Genomic DNA, 15,709 nt, shown 5'->3' on the forward strand with positions numbered 1-15,709 from the left:
TTACTTCGGCCCATCCTGAATACTGTGGGGTTGGAGAACATTTCTATTCTTGGCGCATATTTTGAGACGTGATGCGATGACAAGAGACGGCTGACGTGTCAACCCCTTATGTAGTACGTCTGGGTTCATTCCTGATCAGAATGGAGAGTGCCAGGCCAGTCCGAGCCGCTAAGTCCGCGTCAACCCCAGGTCCAGCAAGACCGTCGAAGAGACAGGACCGGCTCGGGCGCTCTTCTCGAAGACTGAACGCTATCAAAGGCCACCAAGCCTGCACCAGAAGAGCCAGTGCCGAGAGAGTCCGACCTGCCCCGACCCTTTCTCTAGGAGGTTGTTATGTTTGCCCTCGGCCTGGACATCGGAAAAAATTCTTTTTTTGCACATTTACAGCTCGACGATGACCTAGAAGTGTCACTCCCTGACCTTCCGAACACGCCCACTGGATTCGGGCGCCTCCTGCAGTGGGCCCAACAACACGATGTGACGCCAACGGGGCTGCACGTGGTGATGGAAGCCACGGGGGTGTATTGGGAGCAGTGCGCGAACTTCCTGTTCAGTGCGGGCTGTACCGTCAGCGTGGTGAACCCCACCAGTATCAAGTATTTCGCCCGCGCCACACTCAAGCGTGGCAAGACAGACCGCATGGACGCAGCGGTCATTGCCCTGTACGGCGCCATGATGCGGCCGAGCAGCTTGGTCACCGCCCAGTACAGCACTGCAGGAACTCAAGCAACTCGTTCGTGAACGCACGGCGTTGTGCGAAACGCTGACTCAGGATCAGCATCGACTGCACGCCTCAGCACGCCGGCAGCATGAACGCCAGATCGTCGTGGCGTTGCTGAACACGCGCATTACCCTACTGAAGCAACAGGTCTTGGAGCTCGAAACGGCCATCCGAGCACTCATCCGGTCTGATGACATGTTGCGCGAGCCGTTTGATCTCTTGACCAGCGTTCCTGGGTTCGGCTTGATCACTGCGGCGTCTGTACTGGCGGAAACAGATGGGTTTGCCGTGTTGGAGACCGGCAAGCAAAGAGCAGCTCACGCTGGCATTGCTCCAGCGCCATTTCAGTCGGGCACGAGTGTCCATGGCCGAGGGCGCATTTCAAAGACAGGGAATGCTCACCTGAGGCGTTCCGCGTACCTTGCGGCCTTGAGTGTCACGCGAAACAAAGGGCATCTGGGTGACTTCTATCGTCGTTTGCGAGCCAATGGAAAGCCGCCCAAGGCGGCTTTGATTGCGCTCGGGCATAAATTGTTGCGGACAGGACTGGCCGTCGTGAGATCAGGGCAGCCCTTCAGCGAAACCTACGTGAAACCAGCGTAACACCACGTGTGGCGTGGTTCGGCGAACAGGCGACCGCTGTAGACAACGTCCAAAAACTACGCTATCTATTCGCGGTAATCAGTCCAGGGAGATTCTGGGTCGCAACGCCATCGCCTCCATTGGGTGCAGCACCAGATCAAGGAAGATTTGTCCCATCCGCTCCGGTGCATACGGCATGTCATGGCTGAGCCACCACGCGATCAGGTTTAAAAACGAGCGAATACAGTGGTCGACAGTCACGTCCAGAGGAACCCGGCTGTCTGGCCGCGCCTCATATGCCGCAAGTAGCGCCTGTGTGCCCATCTCGACGACCTTATCGAGTAAGCCGAGCGATCGGTCGGCGTGGAGTAACAGGCGGTAATGTCCAGGATGCTCACGAACCTGATGAAAAACCAGCGTCGCAGCCCGTTCTGGCTGAGCACCTGCCAAAGAGGGAAGGAGTTCAGCCAAGTTGATGTAAAGATCGTCCACGATGCCCCGCAGGAGATCCTCGATGCTGGCGTAGTGGCGATAGAACGTCGCGTAGCCAACTTGTGCTCGGTCTGTCAGCATCCGGATCGTGATCGTCTCTAGGGGACGTTCAGCGGTCATATCGACCAGTGCCTGAGTGAGCAAACGCCGTGTACGCCGAATCCGCAGGTCTGTATGGGGAAGGGACGTTGAGCTGTTGGCCATGACTTTGTTCTCGATAGTTTGGTCAGTATACCCGTCGTCCACTCGTCCGTGGTTGAGGCGGTTGGTGGGCTAGCGCCTGCAGCTCTGAATTGTCATCACGATATGAGACACTGAGGATCTTATGATACTCTATAAATCATAAAGTTCTCTGGAGGTCTCAGGTATGACGATCGATCCCACACCCCATTGCCCCTTTCCTCACGACATCAACCAGCGCAAGACTGGCTTCGGTCATGACCACCTTCCCCTTGATCTCGAACGTCAGGGCGAGGTGTGGCACGTGCGCTCTTACGCCGCCGTGCGCCAACTGCTCCGCGACGATGAACGCGTCCGTCAGGGTGTCGCCACCGACAATGTGCTCGTCAAGCGCCTTTATCCTTCTGTGATCTTTCAGGACGGTGTGTCACACCGCGAGCAGCGTACGGCGATCGCCAAGTACTTCACACCCAAGACTGTGAACGAATCGTATGGCGCGCTGATTGGCACCTTGACTGGAAGCATCATCGGCGAGCTCATGCTGGCCGGCAAGGCGGATCTCAGCGACCTCACCATGCAGCTCGCGGTTGAAGTGGGTGCGCAGGTCATCGGCCTGACCGACTCCCGGCGGCCCGGAATGGCCCGGCGCATCGACGACCTCCTTAAAGAGTTGAGCGATGATGCGGGACAACTTTCGCGTCTGGCCGAGACCACCAATCAGACCAAAGGACTGCTGCGCATGATGCGCTTTTACTGGATGGATGTCCGTCCGGCCATTGTGGCGCGCCGCAAGGTTCCCCGGGAGGACGTCATCAGCCACCTCCTGAGCAAGGGGCGCAGCGACCTTGAAATTATGGTGGAGTGTATCACCTACGCGACGGCGGGCATGCTGACCACCCGAGAATTTATCTGTGTCGCTGCCTGGCACCTGTTAGAAGATGAGGCTCTCCGCCGCGAGTATCTGGCCGGGAACCAGGCCACCCGCCACCGCCTGCTCCACGAGATCCTCCGGCTGGAGCCTGTCGGTGTCACCCTGCTGCGCCGCGCTGAGACCGAGATCCAGATTGAGCAGGGCGGCGTCACACAGACGATTCCGGCGGGGGCCCGCATCGTGCTGGACATCCGCACAGCCAACGCCGATCCTGCCGCCGTGGGTGCCGCGCCGCTGGAACTGTGCCCGCACCGTGCCCTTCCGAGCGGCGTACAACCTCAGGCGATGAGTTTTGGGGACGGCCCGCACCGTTGTCCAGGTGCGTTTCTCGCCATCCATGAAAGCGATCATTTTCTGCAGCGCCTGCTGAGCCTGCCGATTCGTATGACGCGTGCGCCGAAACTTACCTTTAGCCCGAAGTTAATGAGTTATGAAATCCGCGACTTCGAGCTTGAAATGGAGACCTCAGTGGAGCGTTTTACCCCTAGTTATTGATCTCTGCACAAGTCTGCGACGCTATGAGTGCAGGGGCATCGTCCCAGTGCGGAATTTTGGTTCTACTTCAACAACTAAAGAGCAAAAAGCGTCGTCAACTTTGGCAGAGATCAATAGTGGTAGTCCGTTGACTGAGTCTGATGAACGAGCCAGAGGCCGTGTCCGTCGCTGAGGTCGACCAACCCACGCCGCGAAAAACAACGTGTTTCTGGGATCACCAAGACAACTCAACGGAGTACTAATAGATAGGGTCTGAAAGGCGAGGCGTCAAGGGGCGAATCAACAGGGTACCTGCTGAGTCTGGGCAGCCGTTTTTCGCTTGCTTTCGAACGCTTCGTCGTACGGCACCCCTGAGGTGACGACTGCGAATCCGATCCCGAGCAATTTCCGACCCAGAGCCACCAGGGCGACTTTTGCAGGCTTCCCCCGTGCACGAAGCTGACGATAGTACTGTCCCACAGGCCCTTTGCACTTCATGGCGCCGACAGCGGCCAAGTACGCCGTGCGACGGAGATGTGCGTTGCCAGTTTTCGAGATATGGGCTGGCCCCGTCATTCCTCCCGATTGATGTGGGGCTGGGGCAATGCCCGCGTAGGCGAAAAGTTGACGGCTGGACTGCAGGCCGTGAAAGCTCTGAGTCTCGGCGAGCACGCTGACTGCCGTCACGAACCCGTATCCCGGAACCGTCAACAACAGATTCAACGGTTCGGAAAGCGCCGGATTCAGAGCCACGAGAGCGTGCATGGCACCTTCGAGGGCGGTGATCTGCTCTTTGAGCAGATCAATCCGTTGTTGGACCAAGGCCACCACTGTGGTGATGCTGCGAGCTTTGTGCTGGAGGGCATGCAGTCGGTTGCGCTCCTGGGTCAAGGTGTGCTGCAAGGTTTCGCGTTCCCGCACCAAGACCTTCAGTTCTTCGGTGGAGGCGAGTGGAGGCTGCCAAGGGCTGGGCTGCATCACCACGCCATACCGAGCAATGATCTCGGCGTCCATCGTGTCGGTCTTGCCGCGCCGCAACACCGATCGGGCAAACAGCTTGATCTGCGCCGGGTTGATCACGCTCACTTGGCAGCCCGCTTGGTGGAGCGTCAACGCGCAGGTCTCCCAGTACACACCCGTGGCTTCCATCACCACTTGAAAGTCAGACGGTGCGTGCCCATGGGACGCGGCCCATTCCAACAGTTGCGCGCACCCAGACACCGTGTTTGCAACGCCATGCAGGGCACAAGGCGTGAACGGTGGGCCGCCTTCAGCGGTCCGCAGATGGGCAAAGAACACGTCTTTGCCGATGTCGATGCCAACCACAACCATAAAAAACCTCCCGAAAAGTGGGGTGGTCAGGTCAATTCTGCTTTACTTGGACTGGCTCTTATCTACAGGCTCGAAGCCTGATATAGGGTGCAGTCTGCAAGAAAGCGCCCGGATCAGCCAGATCTAGAGCTCGGTCTCGAACGACCAAAAGTGCGTACTGGCTTGCTGACCCGGACTGGCCGGACAGCTCATTCTGATCAGGAATGTTGCCACGACCTAGAGATAAAAGTGCGTCTGAAAACTCTGTCAGCAAGACGAGTGGAGGCCAGGGAAGTCCGTCTGGTACGGACCCTGCACTTCGTAGGGAGGCGGCGAGCCATGAGCCGAATCATCACTTCATAGACCAGGTTTTCGGTGGTTTCCGCCAGTGGTTCGAAATCACGGCTCATCCGTCTCGACTTCCCGAACCAAGCGAAGGTGCGTTCGACAACCCATCTACGTTTCAAGACCACAAACCCACCGGGGATATGAATGGGGGCTGTGTTGCCTTAACTTGGCGTACAGCAGGCGGAGCCCAGGGATGGCCTGAGGATCAGGCCACCCCTACCACAACCATTACCCATGTCTGGAATGCTTGCTTCTGATTGTTTCTTCTGGTGGAGGCGGAAACGGTGGTTCGGGAGTGATGGTGAAGATTCTCAATTCGGGCGTGCAGACCCAGAAATTCCTGCGCGCGTTTTCGCCGCTTAAATCCTTGCTGACTTCGCTCGTGTCGCCGTGTTGAACGATGTTCTTGCTCAAGAATGTTGTTGCAGCGGGCGTCACTCATCACCTGTTGGTGGTCAAGGTTCACCAGGCTCGGAATCTCTTGAATTGCGGCTCCATAGCTCCGCAGTTGATCCGTATGAATGACCTCAGGGACAGCGTATTCACCAAGCAATCTCGTCAGAAAGGTCTTTGCAGCGTCGGTATCGCGGTGGCGTTGAAGTAGAATATCGAGCGACCTTACCCTTAGCAGCCTTGCGGATGGCCGTGGGCGCAAGGAAACCTTCGCCTGGTCTCCTCCACCACGCAGGGCCGTGGAAGTCAATACGCCAGCAAAATTGTTCAAGCCGAATTGACGCGCATCGGTGCGCAAGGGAGCATGAGCCGGAAGGGCAAGTGCTGGGATAACAGCGTTCTAGAGAGCTTTTTCAGCTCCCTGAAACGGGAGCTGCTGGACACTGCTCCCTTTGAAAGCCGAACGGTAGCGCGGCAAGCCATCTTTGAATACATTGAAGTCTTCTACAATCGACGCCGACGCCACTCGACCCTGGACGACTTGACACCATACGAGTTTGAGCGCCAAGCTCAAGTGGCTTAACCAGATGTGCGCAGAACCGATTCAAGCCCAGTCAAGCCGTGGCTGGGTCAGGAGCGTAGGCGGCTGAGGTCGAAGTGGGAACGCCCGAAAGGGTTGATGTGCTTGCGCAAGATGCGCTTACAACGCGTCAGACCGGCTCGACCGACAAAAAGTAATGCGCCTGCATGTCTTCGAGCAGTCCTATTTCTTTGGGCTCCCAGCCTAGCGTCTCGCGGGTGATGGCGCTGGAGGCGGGGCTATCGAGCGAGACGAAGGTGGACAGCCAGGTGAAGTGGGCGGGGGCCTCGTTCCCAGAGATGTTCCGGACAGGCAGGCTGAGCCCCTCGCCAATCGTTCCGGCGATGTTGCGCATGGGGATGCCCTCCTCGGCCACACCGTTCAGACGTGTGCCGGGGGCGGCCCGTTCCAGGGCGAGGCGGTACAGGCGCGCGGCGTCCTGACGGTGGATGGCGGGCCAGCGGTTCTCGCCACCATCCACGTAAGCGGCCATCCCGCTGCGGCGGGCGATGTCGATCAGGGTGTGCACGAAGCCGTAGTCCCCCGCGCCGTGAACCGTGGGCGACAAGCGGATCACGCTGGAGCGCACTCCGCGCCCAGCCGCCGCAATCACTAGCTCCTCGGTGGCGGCGCGGAGACTCTGTGAAGACGGCGCATCGTCCTCCGTGGCGAGGCGGCCCCGCGAAAGCCCCAACGTGCCGGAGGTGCCCACAAAGGGCTTGCCCGACCCGTCCAGTGCGTCCAGCATTACCCTGACGGCCTGCGCATCGGCCTGGATGGAGGCCGCGTAATTGGAAAAGTCGTGAATGAAGGCCAGGTGGATCACGCCGTCCGACGAGCTGACTGCATCTCGCAGGCTGTCCAGATCGTCCAGAGCGCCACGCTGCACCTCGGCCCCGGCCGCGCTGAGCTTTGCCGCTGACTCGTCCGAACGCGCCAGGCCGAGCACCTGATGACCGGCAGCCAGCAGCTCGGGCACCACCGCAGAACCGATAAATCCACTCGCTCCAGTAACAAAAATTCGCATGCTGTCATTCTCCTCTTGAGTTGAGCGTCGTATTGGGTGCAAACCCTGTAGAGAGGTGATGAAAAGTTCCGCTCCTCGGCAACGGCCACGAACAGCTTGAGCTGCTTATTGGTAGTCCGTTGACTGAGCCTGATGAACGAGCCAGGGGCCGTGTCCATCGCTGAGGTCGACCAACCCACGCCGCGAAAAACAACGTGTTTCTGGGATCACCAAGACAACTCAACGGACTACCATTATTGATCTCGGCTGAAGTAGGAGACGGTAGATTGTATGGGTGACCGACCATTGGCAGCCTTCGCACCTGACACGAGCTCAACTCGAAGAACGTCGACTGCACTTCCTCCACTTATTTGAGGCTCAACAGTACAGCTCTAAGCAGCTTGCTGAGTTTTTGGGGGTTTCGATGGGTACCATCCGCACCTGGAAACAACGCCTGCGTCAGCAGGGCTCAGACGCGCTGCAGGCCACCGTCACCACTGGGAGAGCGTCAGCGCTCTCCCAAGAACAACGGGAGACCCTGAAGCGACTTCTCAACGAAGGGGCGCAGGTTCACGGCTTCCCGGACGTGAGTTGGACGACCCTGCGGGTCAGGGAGGTCATCGGTCGGCAGTTCAACATCTGGCATCACCGGGATCATGTGCGTCGCATCCTGCACCAGATGGGCTTCTCACGTCAGAAGCCCGACAAACGCGCCCTGGAACAGAATCCAGACGCCGTGGCGACCTGGATTCAAACCACGGTTGCGGAGCTGAAAAAAAGTAGCTGCTGGTGCGACGCTGATCTTTCTCGATGAAGTAGGGTTCAGTCTGAAAGGCACCGTGAAGCAGACGTGGGCTCTGCGTGGGCAGACCCCGGTGGTCTTCGGCAAAGCCAGTTGGGACAAGGTCTCCACCTTAGGTGCGATCACTAGTGCCGGCCAGTTTCTGCAGCACACGCAGCACGGGGCCTTCACAGGCCCCCAGGTGATTGGCTTCTTTCAACACCTCTTGACTCACGTTCCAGGCGATCTCTTGGTGGGGTTGTGTTGCCTTAATTCGGGGCTGGGTATGGGGAGGGCAGGTGTGGCCTGAATCTCAGGCCACACCTGCCGCGATGGCTGACCACGTCTGGAACGCTTGTTTTTGATTTTTTCTTCTGGTCAAGGCGGAAACGCTCGTTCGGGAATGATGGTGAAGATTCGTGATGCGGGCGTGCAAACCCAGGAACTCTTGAGCGCGTTTTCGCCGCTTGAACCCCTGCTGACTTCGCTCCTGTCGTCGAGTGGATCGGTGTTCTTGCAGGGCAAGGTTGTTGCACCGCACCGTGGAAATCACTTGCTGGTGATTGACCCCTCTCAAGCTCGGGAGCTCCCGGATGGCTGCTCCGTAACTCCGGAGCTGATCGGTGTGGATGACCTCTGGAACGTCGTATTCACACAGCAGCCGGGTCAGGAAGGCCTTTGCAGCGTCGGTGTCGCGGTGCCGTTGAAGCAAGATATCGAGCACGAAACCGTGCTCGTCGACAGCCCTCCATAACCAGTGTCGGACGCCATCGACGCTCGTACACACCTCGTCCAGATGCCACCGGGAACCCCGGCGGGGTTCCCGGTGGCGCAGTTCTTCCGCGAACAGGGAGGTGAAGTTGATGCACCATTCGCGGAGGGTCTCGTGACTCACCTCGATGCCGCGCCCGTGCAGCAATTCTTGGACGTCCCGGTAGCTGAGCGGAAAGCGGTGGTACAACCACACGGCGTGCTGGATGATCGTCATTGGGAAACGGTGGCGGTAGGGCTTGGCGTCGGTCACGGACGGTCAGCGTACCCCGGCCCAGTTAAGGCAACACAACCGTTGGAACAGCAGTTCGACAATCCTGCTGCCGGACAACACCGCATCCTGCAAGTCAGCCAGGGCTTCACCTACACCTGGGACAACAGCAAATCCAAAGGTGAAAAAGTCAGTGCACTGGTGCTGAACGGCACGCCGATTGATCCCGCTACCACCTACCGCGTCGCCGTCAATAACTTCCTGGCCGATGGGGGCGACGGCTTCACCACCTTCCGTCAGGGCAAAGACCTAATCGGCGGCGACCTCGATATCGACGCTTTCCGCAGCTACCTTCAGAGCAGCACCATCAGTGCGCCCGCAGTGGGCCGGATCACGCGCCTCGATTGAAAGCGGGACAAGCCAGGAGAGGAGGAAGGGCCAATGCCCTTCCTCCTCTCTTTCAGAAGGCTCAAAGTCCGCTTGATCCCAGTAGTTTTCTAAATCCTGTAGAAGAGCCTCAGGAATGTTTCTGAGGCTCTTCTGCCAAGCGCTGCTCTTACTCGGTCAACTCTACGAGAGAGTTGTCTGGCCGCCAACCCCAATCATGTAGGTAGGCCCGGAAATCGGCCAGCAGTTCGGCGGCTTCGGCCTGTTCGGATTCGGGCAGAGTCAGCGTCCAAGCCTCGCCACTCACAGGGGTGTAGGCCAACAGCGGCGCAGGTTCGCCCAAATAAGCATCAAAAGCTTCCAACAACTCTTCCCGGCGGGCCTTGAGCCAGGGCGTCTGCCGGGTGAGTTCATTCAGGTAGTCGGCGGCAGCGTGCTCCAGCAGCGGCGTGCGGCCCACGATCCACGGCGCTTTGGGCGTCAGAGTGAGGCCAGCCGTCATGCCCGCCACCCGGGGAAGCCTTCAATGGCCACCAAGGTCGGACGAGGGACGTTGCTGCCGGGTTTGGCCGCAAAGTTGGACCGCAGCTTCTCCAGGCTCTCGCTGTCTTCGCCGGGGTGCTGCACCGATAAAAACAACGTCTTGCCGTCGGGCGAGAACACCGGGCCGGTCATTTCTGCGTCTACTGGCCCGATGGCGAAGCGGTGGGCCTGGCCTGCGTTGGGGCCTTCGGTGGCGAAGAAGAACATGGCGTTGTTGCCGTGATACCCCTTAATGGGGTTGGTGGCCAGGTCACTGTTGTCCGTGACCATCCAGAGGTTGCCGTAAGGATCGAACACCAGGTTGTCGGGGCTGGCAAAACCGCTCTGGGGGCCGCCCACGGCAAAGACTTCCCAGAGGAAGGTGCTGGCCGTCCAGTCGTCGCCGGTTTCCCGGAATTTCACGATCTGCCCGAAGTAGTTGCCGTGCTTAGCATTGTTGGTCAAGGCCACGTACACCTCGCCTGTTTTGGGGTGAATTTCGATGTCTTCGGGGCGGTCAACCGGCGTGCCGCCCACCGCAAGGGCGCTGGCGCGGGCATCCGCCAGCACATCGGCTTGGCTGGCAAACAGCGCCTTGCCTTCGGGGCTTTTGGCCTCTTGCAGCTTTTTATTCTTGTCGTAATCCAGCAGCACCCAGCTGCCGTTGCCGAAGTTGGCCACGTACAGGTCGCCTTCGGTCAGCAGATCACGGTTCGCAGCGCGGTTGGCGGGGTCGTATTTGCCCCGGCTCACGAACTTGTACACGCAGGCGTCCTGCATATCGTCGCCCATATAGCCCACTACACGGCCGTCTTTGGCCACCGTGAGGGCGACGTTTTCATGCCGGAAGCGGCCCATGGCGGTGCGCTTTTTAGGCCTCCAGGCAGCGTCAAAGGGATCGATTTCGGTGACCCAGCCCTGATGCAGGGCTTCGTAGCCGCTGCCTTCCCACGCCTTTTGGTAGCCGTCCACGTTTTCTTCGCAGGTCAGCAGGGTGCCCCAGGGGGTCTGCCCACCGGAACAGTTGCCGACGCTGCCCTTGACCATCGTGGCGCCCTTCACGGCGGCACTGCCCCGCACCGGGCCGGTGAGTTCGATGTCGGTCAGCGCGTCGATGCGGCGGTTGCGGGGATCCATGACAACCTTCCACTCGCGGCCTTCTTTGCGAACCCGCACCACGCTCACGCCTACGGCTTTCATCTCGGCCTCAATTTGGGCCGGGGTGCGGTTCTTGGTGTCGCCCCCGACGAACAGCGCATTGACATATTCATGGTTGATGGTGAGCAGGGCTTCAGTGCTGCTCGTTCCGCCGTCCAGCATATCGATGGGGAAGTAACCGATGAAGTCATGGTTGAAGCCGATTTCGCGGCCATCCAGCGTGAAGACTTCTCCCCAGGAGGCCACAGTCTGAAAGGGGAAGCCCGTGGGCAGCGTCAGGGTATCGGCGTGGCCGGTAGGAATGGCGCGGAAGGGGGGATAGGTGCGGGGGTTGACGCTTTTGGGATCGACGGTGCTGACAGGGCCGCCGTTGTTGGCGGCCGCTTCGGCGGAGCTGATCGTGACGGGCAAGACGGCGACTGCAGCGGTCGCCACCGCAGTACCAATGGCGCCTCGGCGCGTCAGTTGACGGTCGAGCAACCGGTGCCAGAAGCTTTGCTCTACGGCGGGTGAGCGTTCATCAATCAGGGATGGGCCTTGGTTTGTCATATTGAGAACCTAATATCAAGAGGTCAAGGCCGCATGATGGAGGTGTCAGCTGGCGGTCAGCTCGAACAAAACGCAGTCAAGGCTGTGTTCGGCTGTCGAACTGTACTTGAAGGGGGCACACAGAGCACTACTTTTGAACGCAGCGGTCTGCTGTCGCTCCACTGGGCCAGTGAATCCACCTTTGTTGCGGCGGTTCTGCCGAGCGTTAGCAGAGAGCGAGTGAGGTTGGCCTCGCTCAACGGACGGCCAACAGCGTAGGTTTTGCTCCTCTGTGCGGGCGACACCTTCGGCAGAATTAGCCATGACCTGTGCCCGTTAATGGCTCTTGGTGTGCTGTACCCTGGGTTCTCTCGCCCTTGCAACACGCCAAAGTCCACGGCGAAGCAGACATCAAGGCCCGGCCCAGCGATCCTTTTGGGTGCTGGGGTCTGGGCTAGGCCAGCCTGAAATGGGGTGATCTTGAGGCTGCTGCAGTCAGAACAGCTTGGGTGACGCGGACAGCCAATGCCTGTTCCAGCCCTCCTGCTGGCAGGCTCAACTGGACTCTTTGACCTGCAGGGGCACGGCGTCTGCTCGTCGGTACAGGCCGCTAAGGTGTTCGCGATTACCCGTGCGCAGTTTGAACAGGGCGGCCACGGTTTGACCAGCGGCGGGTTGCAGGCCTTCAAGTCTGAGGGCCTCAATGGTGGCGAGATCTGGAGGGTGGGTTTGATGATAGGTCGGAATTTTATCTTTGGGCATGCTGAGGCTCTTTCGCCTGCTCAAGCGTGGGCTCAGGCGGGCACGCAGTATCGCTCAGGGACAGGAGTCGCGTTGTCTCTGATGAGCATCCCGCCCAATCCAGGATCCATCCGTGTCTGCCTTGCAGGGTGGGCACACAGCTTGGGGTGACAAAACCGAACCTCGGCTACGCTAGATGAATGACACTTCCACTGCGCCAATGTGCTGCATCGCTGGTCTTTAACGCTCATGGCGAAGTTCTCCTCGTTCAGCAGAATTACGGAGCGCACCAGTGGGGCGCGCCTGGTGGCATTGTCGAAGTTGGCGAAACGCCCATGCAAGCGGCGATACGTGAAGCCTTCGAAGAAACCGGACTTGAGATCAACATTGAAAAAGTGATCGGCATCTACCTGCTACAAGGCGGGGGTTGGCCAGATATCCTCGCACATGTTTTCCAAGCCACGATCGTGTCTGGAACGCCGCACATTGTGGATCCTGACGAAATCGCGGCATTCACCTGGTGTTCCATGGCAGAACCGCCACAGGAGATTGTGCACGATATTGAAGCAGCCCTGGAAGATCGTCGCGCACAACGTTGGGGCGTGGTGCGCGCAGTGCAACGAAAAGGCGTCATGACGCCTTTTACTTTGCTCTAAGGGTTGTGTTGCCTTAACTAGGTTGGGGTAGGCTAACCCGCCGTGACCGAGCCGAAACCTTATCGCCACCGATTCCCAACGACCATCATCCAGCACGCCCAAACAGCTGTACCACCGCTTTCCGCTCAGTGACCGAGATGTTCAAGAATTGCTCTACCAGCGCGGCCTCCAAGTCAGCCACGAGACCCTCCGCGAGTGGTGCATCAACTTCAGTTCCCTGTTCGCTGACGCACTGCGTCACCGGGAACCCCGGCGGGGTTCCCGGTGGTCTTTGATTGATGTCTGTACGACGGAAGCTGGTGTCCGGTATTGGTTGTGGCGTGCGGTAGACGAGCACGGTTTCGTGCAGGGCATTCTTCTTCAACGGCACCGAAATACCGAAGCGGCGAAAACCTTCCTCGCCAGATTGCTGGGTGAATACGACGTCCCAGAGGTCATCCATACCGGGTCAGCTCTAGAGTTACGGAGCCGCGATCCGAGACATGCCGAGCTTGGCTGACGTCGACCACCAGGAGGTGATCTCCACGGCCCGCGGCAACACTGTTCTTGAGCAGGAACAGCGCTCGACACGACGACAGGAGCGAAGTCAGCAGGGATTCAGACGACGGAAACGCGCTCAAGAATTCCTGGGGTTGCACGCCCGCATCACGAACCTTCACCATCATTCCCGAACGAGCGTTTCCGCCGCTACCCAAAGAAGAAATCAGAAACAAGCGTTCCAGACGTGGTCAGTCGTCGCAGCAGGGGTGGCCTGAATCTCAGGCCACCCCTGCCCTCCTCACACCTGAACCCAACTTAAGGCAACACAACCGTATCAGGTGGTCTAGCTTTCCACCAAGCGCTGAACCGCGTCCTTGATCGCCTGACGACGCTGAGCTTGATCGTCGGGCGAGGTCATCCCTCCAACGGTGTGCATACCGGTCTGACTGAGGGCAACGATAAATTCAAGCAAGAGGGCAGGGGGTAGGCGGCGGTTGATAACGCCCTCCTGCTGCGCCTGTTCCAGCAACCGAACCTTGGCACCAGCGTCTTCATAGGCATATGTCTCACTGGGATCTGCTCCTCCACTTTCGAGACGGTTCCAACTCAGGAGCCGCACGACCTCCGGGTATGCCTGGTTCTGGTCATACATCTGGGCGGCAAACTCAGGCAGGTCACGGACATCGAGCCGCACATTTTCAATATAGTGCTTAACCAGTTCGTCTGCCACCACCCGGAGTAGGTTTTCCTTACTCTCGAAGTAGACGTAGATTAGAGATTTGTTACTGCCAGACGCCGCCGCGATCCGGTCGACCCTCGCGCCAGCAATGCCGTACCGAGAGAATTCCGCCGTAGCTGCCTCAAGAATGCGTTGTCGGGTGGCCTGGGCGTCACGTTTCATGATTCGACTATATCTAGATTTTTCTCATCTAACAAGTTAGTTGACAGACTGGTGCCGCCATGATCTAATGCCAAAGTAACCAGTTGGTTATGAGGCTCCATCCACCATCGGGGTGGGCGGGACATCTTCCAGACCCAAGGTCATTTTCATTGCAATTCGAGGCTGCCCAATATGACGACACACCAGATCCCGCGACCACAGAGCATGACAGCGCAAAAAACCGTCCTGATCACAGGCGCGACCAACGGCATCGGCAAGGTGGCGGCGCTCGAATTGGCAAGACAGGGCTTCCGGGTTCTGATTACCTCCCGCGACGAAGCCAAAGGCCGACAGGTGCTCGGTGAACTTCAGGCTCGCAGTCGCGACGCCGCCCCGGAACTGTTCGTCGGCGATCTGTCGAGCATGGCTGACGTGCGCCGCGTCGCGCTGGAGGTGACCGCCGCCCACCCCCGACTTGACGTGCTGATCAACAACGCGGGCGGTCTGTTCGACCGGCGGCTGCTCACAGCAGACGGCTTCGAATACACCTTCGCCTTCAATCATTTGACCTACTTTTTACTGTCCAATCTGCTTCGCCCCAGTCTCAATGCCGCCGGGAGTGCCCGGATCGTCAGCGTGTCTTCGAGCGGCAACAACCTAGCCCGGATGCGCTGGGACGACCTTCAGTATCAGTCCGGGTACTCCGGCTGGCTGGCCTACGGGCAGAGCAAGCTGATGAACGTGCTGTTTGCCTTTGCGCTGGCGCGGCGGCTTCAGGGCACCGGCGTGACCAGCAACGTTCTGCATCCCGGCGTGATCAACTCCGGCTTTGGCAAGACGACCACCGGCCTAAATCGGCTGGTCAGCTGGGCGGCCAACCTCACGGCCATCTCGGCTGAACAGGGGGCCCGAACCAGTCTCTACCTCGCCACGTCGCCAGCGGTGAACGGCGTGAGCGGGCAGTATTTCTTCAGGCAGAAGGTGGCCCGCGCCAATCCGCTCGCCTATGACCAATTCGCGCAGGAGCGTTTGTGGGTGCTCTCCGAGCGGCTGCTCGCGCCCTGGCTCGAACCCGTCGGCACCCTGGGATCAGCCCCTGACTCGGCAAGACTGGGACCGACCACAGGAGAACAGGGTCATCGTTCGTAGAAAAATGTTTGCTACTACTCAGCAGGGGCGTAGACATGGCTGAGCGGGTAAGCTGGAGGCATCTCCGACGATCCCTGCCCGAATTGCAAAAAACTGGAAGCTCAGCTGGCCACAGTGCTTGCTGAGCTTCATGACATCAAGGCGCGTCTCGGGCTGAACAGCAGAACCTCGAATCAGCCGCCGAGCCAGGACAAGCCGTGGACGCCGAAGAGTGAGCGCCAGAAGACCGGCCGGTCTTCTGGCGCTCAACCCGGTCACCCGGGCAAGATGCTGAAGATGGTCGAACATCCTGATGACGTCCTGACACTTCCTGTGACAGGGCACTGTGGGTGTGGTCAGGCCTGGGATTCGGTCACAGTCAGTGATTGAGGTTAAGTCGCTTTTGCACACATGGAGTTAAGCCCCGATTATAGGAGGCACCCCATGA

General features: G+C 59.1%; 15 protein-coding genes and 4 pseudogenes. 9 read left to right on the forward strand and 10 right to left on the reverse strand.

Going from position 1 to position 15,709, the window contains the following annotated elements; all coding sequences use genetic code 11:
- The first annotated feature begins 333 nt into the window (after positions 1-333).
- A complete protein-coding gene (locus E7T06_RS14550) occupies positions 334-741 on the forward strand; it encodes a transposase (protein ID WP_136366504.1) in 408 nt (135 codons plus the stop codon).
- Between the two features lie 10 nt (positions 742-751).
- Complete coding sequence (locus E7T06_RS14555) at positions 752-1,324, forward strand: transposase (RefSeq protein ID WP_136366505.1); 573 nt, start codon at positions 752-754, stop codon at positions 1,322-1,324.
- Positions 1,325-1,402: 78 nt separating this feature from the next.
- Here the strand turns inward: E7T06_RS14555 and E7T06_RS14560 are convergent, their stop codons facing one another.
- Positions 1,403-1,915: a TetR/AcrR family transcriptional regulator gene (locus E7T06_RS14560; RefSeq protein ID WP_168733560.1), complete on the reverse strand. Its 513-nt coding sequence runs from the start codon at positions 1,913-1,915 to the stop codon at positions 1,403-1,405.
- A gap of 247 nt (positions 1,916-2,162) precedes the next feature.
- On the opposite strand from E7T06_RS14560, the gene E7T06_RS14565 reads away from it, so the two are divergent.
- Positions 2,163-3,401: a cytochrome P450 gene (locus E7T06_RS14565; protein WP_136366507.1), complete on the forward strand. Its 1,239-nt coding sequence runs from the start codon at positions 2,163-2,165 to the stop codon at positions 3,399-3,401.
- A gap of 279 nt (positions 3,402-3,680) precedes the next feature.
- Here the strand turns inward: E7T06_RS14565 and E7T06_RS14570 are convergent, their stop codons facing one another.
- The 3 genes and pseudogenes from E7T06_RS14570 to E7T06_RS14580 all read right to left on the reverse strand — a co-directional run.
- Entirely contained in the window at positions 3,681-4,712 is a 1,032-nt protein-coding gene (locus tag E7T06_RS14570; RefSeq protein WP_240741080.1) for an IS110 family transposase, read from the reverse strand.
- Positions 4,713-5,017: 305 nt separating this feature from the next.
- Positions 5,018-5,170, reverse strand: a pseudogene (locus E7T06_RS14575) (transposase); the annotation flags it as partial.
- A gap of 74 nt (positions 5,171-5,244) precedes the next feature.
- Positions 5,245-5,652: pseudogene (locus tag E7T06_RS14580) on the reverse strand (DDE-type integrase/transposase/recombinase); the annotation flags it as partial.
- On the opposite strand from E7T06_RS14580, the pseudogene E7T06_RS21870 reads away from it, so the two are divergent.
- Positions 5,634-6,015: pseudogene (locus tag E7T06_RS21870) on the forward strand (IS3 family transposase); the annotation flags it as partial. The pseudogenes E7T06_RS14580 and E7T06_RS21870 sit on opposite strands and share 19 nt — an antisense overlap.
- A 127-nt stretch (positions 6,016-6,142) precedes the next feature.
- On the opposite strand, the gene E7T06_RS14590 reads toward E7T06_RS21870, so the two are convergent.
- A complete protein-coding gene (locus tag E7T06_RS14590) occupies positions 6,143-7,039 on the reverse strand; it encodes an SDR family oxidoreductase (protein ID WP_136366509.1) in 897 nt (298 codons plus the stop codon).
- A gap of 274 nt (positions 7,040-7,313) precedes the next feature.
- On the opposite strand from E7T06_RS14590, the gene E7T06_RS21520 reads away from it, so the two are divergent.
- Entirely contained in the window at positions 7,314-7,832 is a 519-nt protein-coding gene (locus E7T06_RS21520; RefSeq protein WP_205750943.1) for a winged helix-turn-helix domain-containing protein, read from the forward strand.
- 280 nt (positions 7,833-8,112) lie between these two features.
- On the opposite strand, the gene E7T06_RS14600 is transcribed toward E7T06_RS21520, so the two are convergent.
- A complete protein-coding gene (locus tag E7T06_RS14600; RefSeq protein WP_240741081.1) occupies positions 8,113-8,787 on the reverse strand; it encodes an IS6 family transposase in 675 nt (224 codons plus the stop codon).
- Between E7T06_RS14600 and E7T06_RS14605 the strand changes: the two genes are divergently transcribed.
- Positions 8,686-9,189 (forward strand): 5'-nucleotidase, encoded by a 504-nt coding sequence (locus tag E7T06_RS14605; RefSeq protein WP_240741082.1) that lies wholly within the window; start codon positions 8,686-8,688, stop codon positions 9,187-9,189. The two genes, E7T06_RS14600 and E7T06_RS14605, sit on opposite strands and share 102 nt — an antisense overlap.
- 148 nt (positions 9,190-9,337) lie before the next feature.
- Here E7T06_RS14605 and E7T06_RS14610 read toward each other — a convergent pair whose 3' ends face one another.
- The 3 genes from E7T06_RS14610 to E7T06_RS14620 all read right to left on the reverse strand — a co-directional run bounded on the left by E7T06_RS14610 (position 9,338) and on the right by E7T06_RS14620 (position 12,138).
- On the reverse strand, positions 9,338-9,670 hold the full coding sequence (locus E7T06_RS14610; RefSeq protein WP_136366512.1) for a hypothetical protein: 333 nt from the start codon (positions 9,668-9,670) through the stop codon (positions 9,338-9,340).
- Entirely contained in the window at positions 9,667-11,397 is a 1,731-nt protein-coding gene (locus tag E7T06_RS14615; protein ID WP_136366513.1) for an alkaline phosphatase PhoX, read from the reverse strand. Before E7T06_RS14615 ends, E7T06_RS14610 begins: the two co-directional genes overlap by 4 nt.
- Positions 11,398-11,931: 534 nt before the next feature.
- A complete protein-coding gene (locus E7T06_RS14620; RefSeq protein ID WP_136366514.1) occupies positions 11,932-12,138 on the reverse strand; it encodes a hypothetical protein in 207 nt (68 codons plus the stop codon).
- 179 nt (positions 12,139-12,317) lie between these two features.
- Between E7T06_RS14620 and E7T06_RS14625 the strand changes: the two genes are divergently transcribed.
- Both E7T06_RS14625 and E7T06_RS14630 read left to right on the forward strand, forming a co-directional pair.
- On the forward strand, positions 12,318-12,773 hold the full coding sequence (locus E7T06_RS14625) for an NUDIX hydrolase (RefSeq protein WP_136366515.1): 456 nt from the start codon (positions 12,318-12,320) through the stop codon (positions 12,771-12,773).
- 42 nt (positions 12,774-12,815) lie between these two features.
- A pseudogene (locus E7T06_RS14630) lies at positions 12,816-13,528 on the forward strand (IS6 family transposase).
- Positions 13,529-13,596: 68 nt separating this feature from the next.
- On the opposite strand, the gene E7T06_RS14635 reads toward E7T06_RS14630, so the two are convergent.
- Positions 13,597-14,154 (reverse strand): TetR family transcriptional regulator, encoded by a 558-nt coding sequence (locus E7T06_RS14635; RefSeq protein ID WP_136366516.1) that lies wholly within the window; start codon positions 14,152-14,154, stop codon positions 13,597-13,599.
- A gap of 204 nt (positions 14,155-14,358) precedes the next feature.
- On the opposite strand from E7T06_RS14635, the gene E7T06_RS14640 reads away from it, so the two are divergent.
- A complete protein-coding gene (locus E7T06_RS14640; RefSeq protein ID WP_276605576.1) occupies positions 14,359-15,282 on the forward strand; it encodes an SDR family oxidoreductase in 924 nt (307 codons plus the stop codon).
- Positions 15,283-15,709: the final 427 nt, after the last annotated feature.

This window comes from Deinococcus sp. Arct2-2 (assembly GCF_004801315.1).
Classification (GTDB): Bacteria; Deinococcota; Deinococci; order Deinococcales; family Deinococcaceae; genus Deinococcus.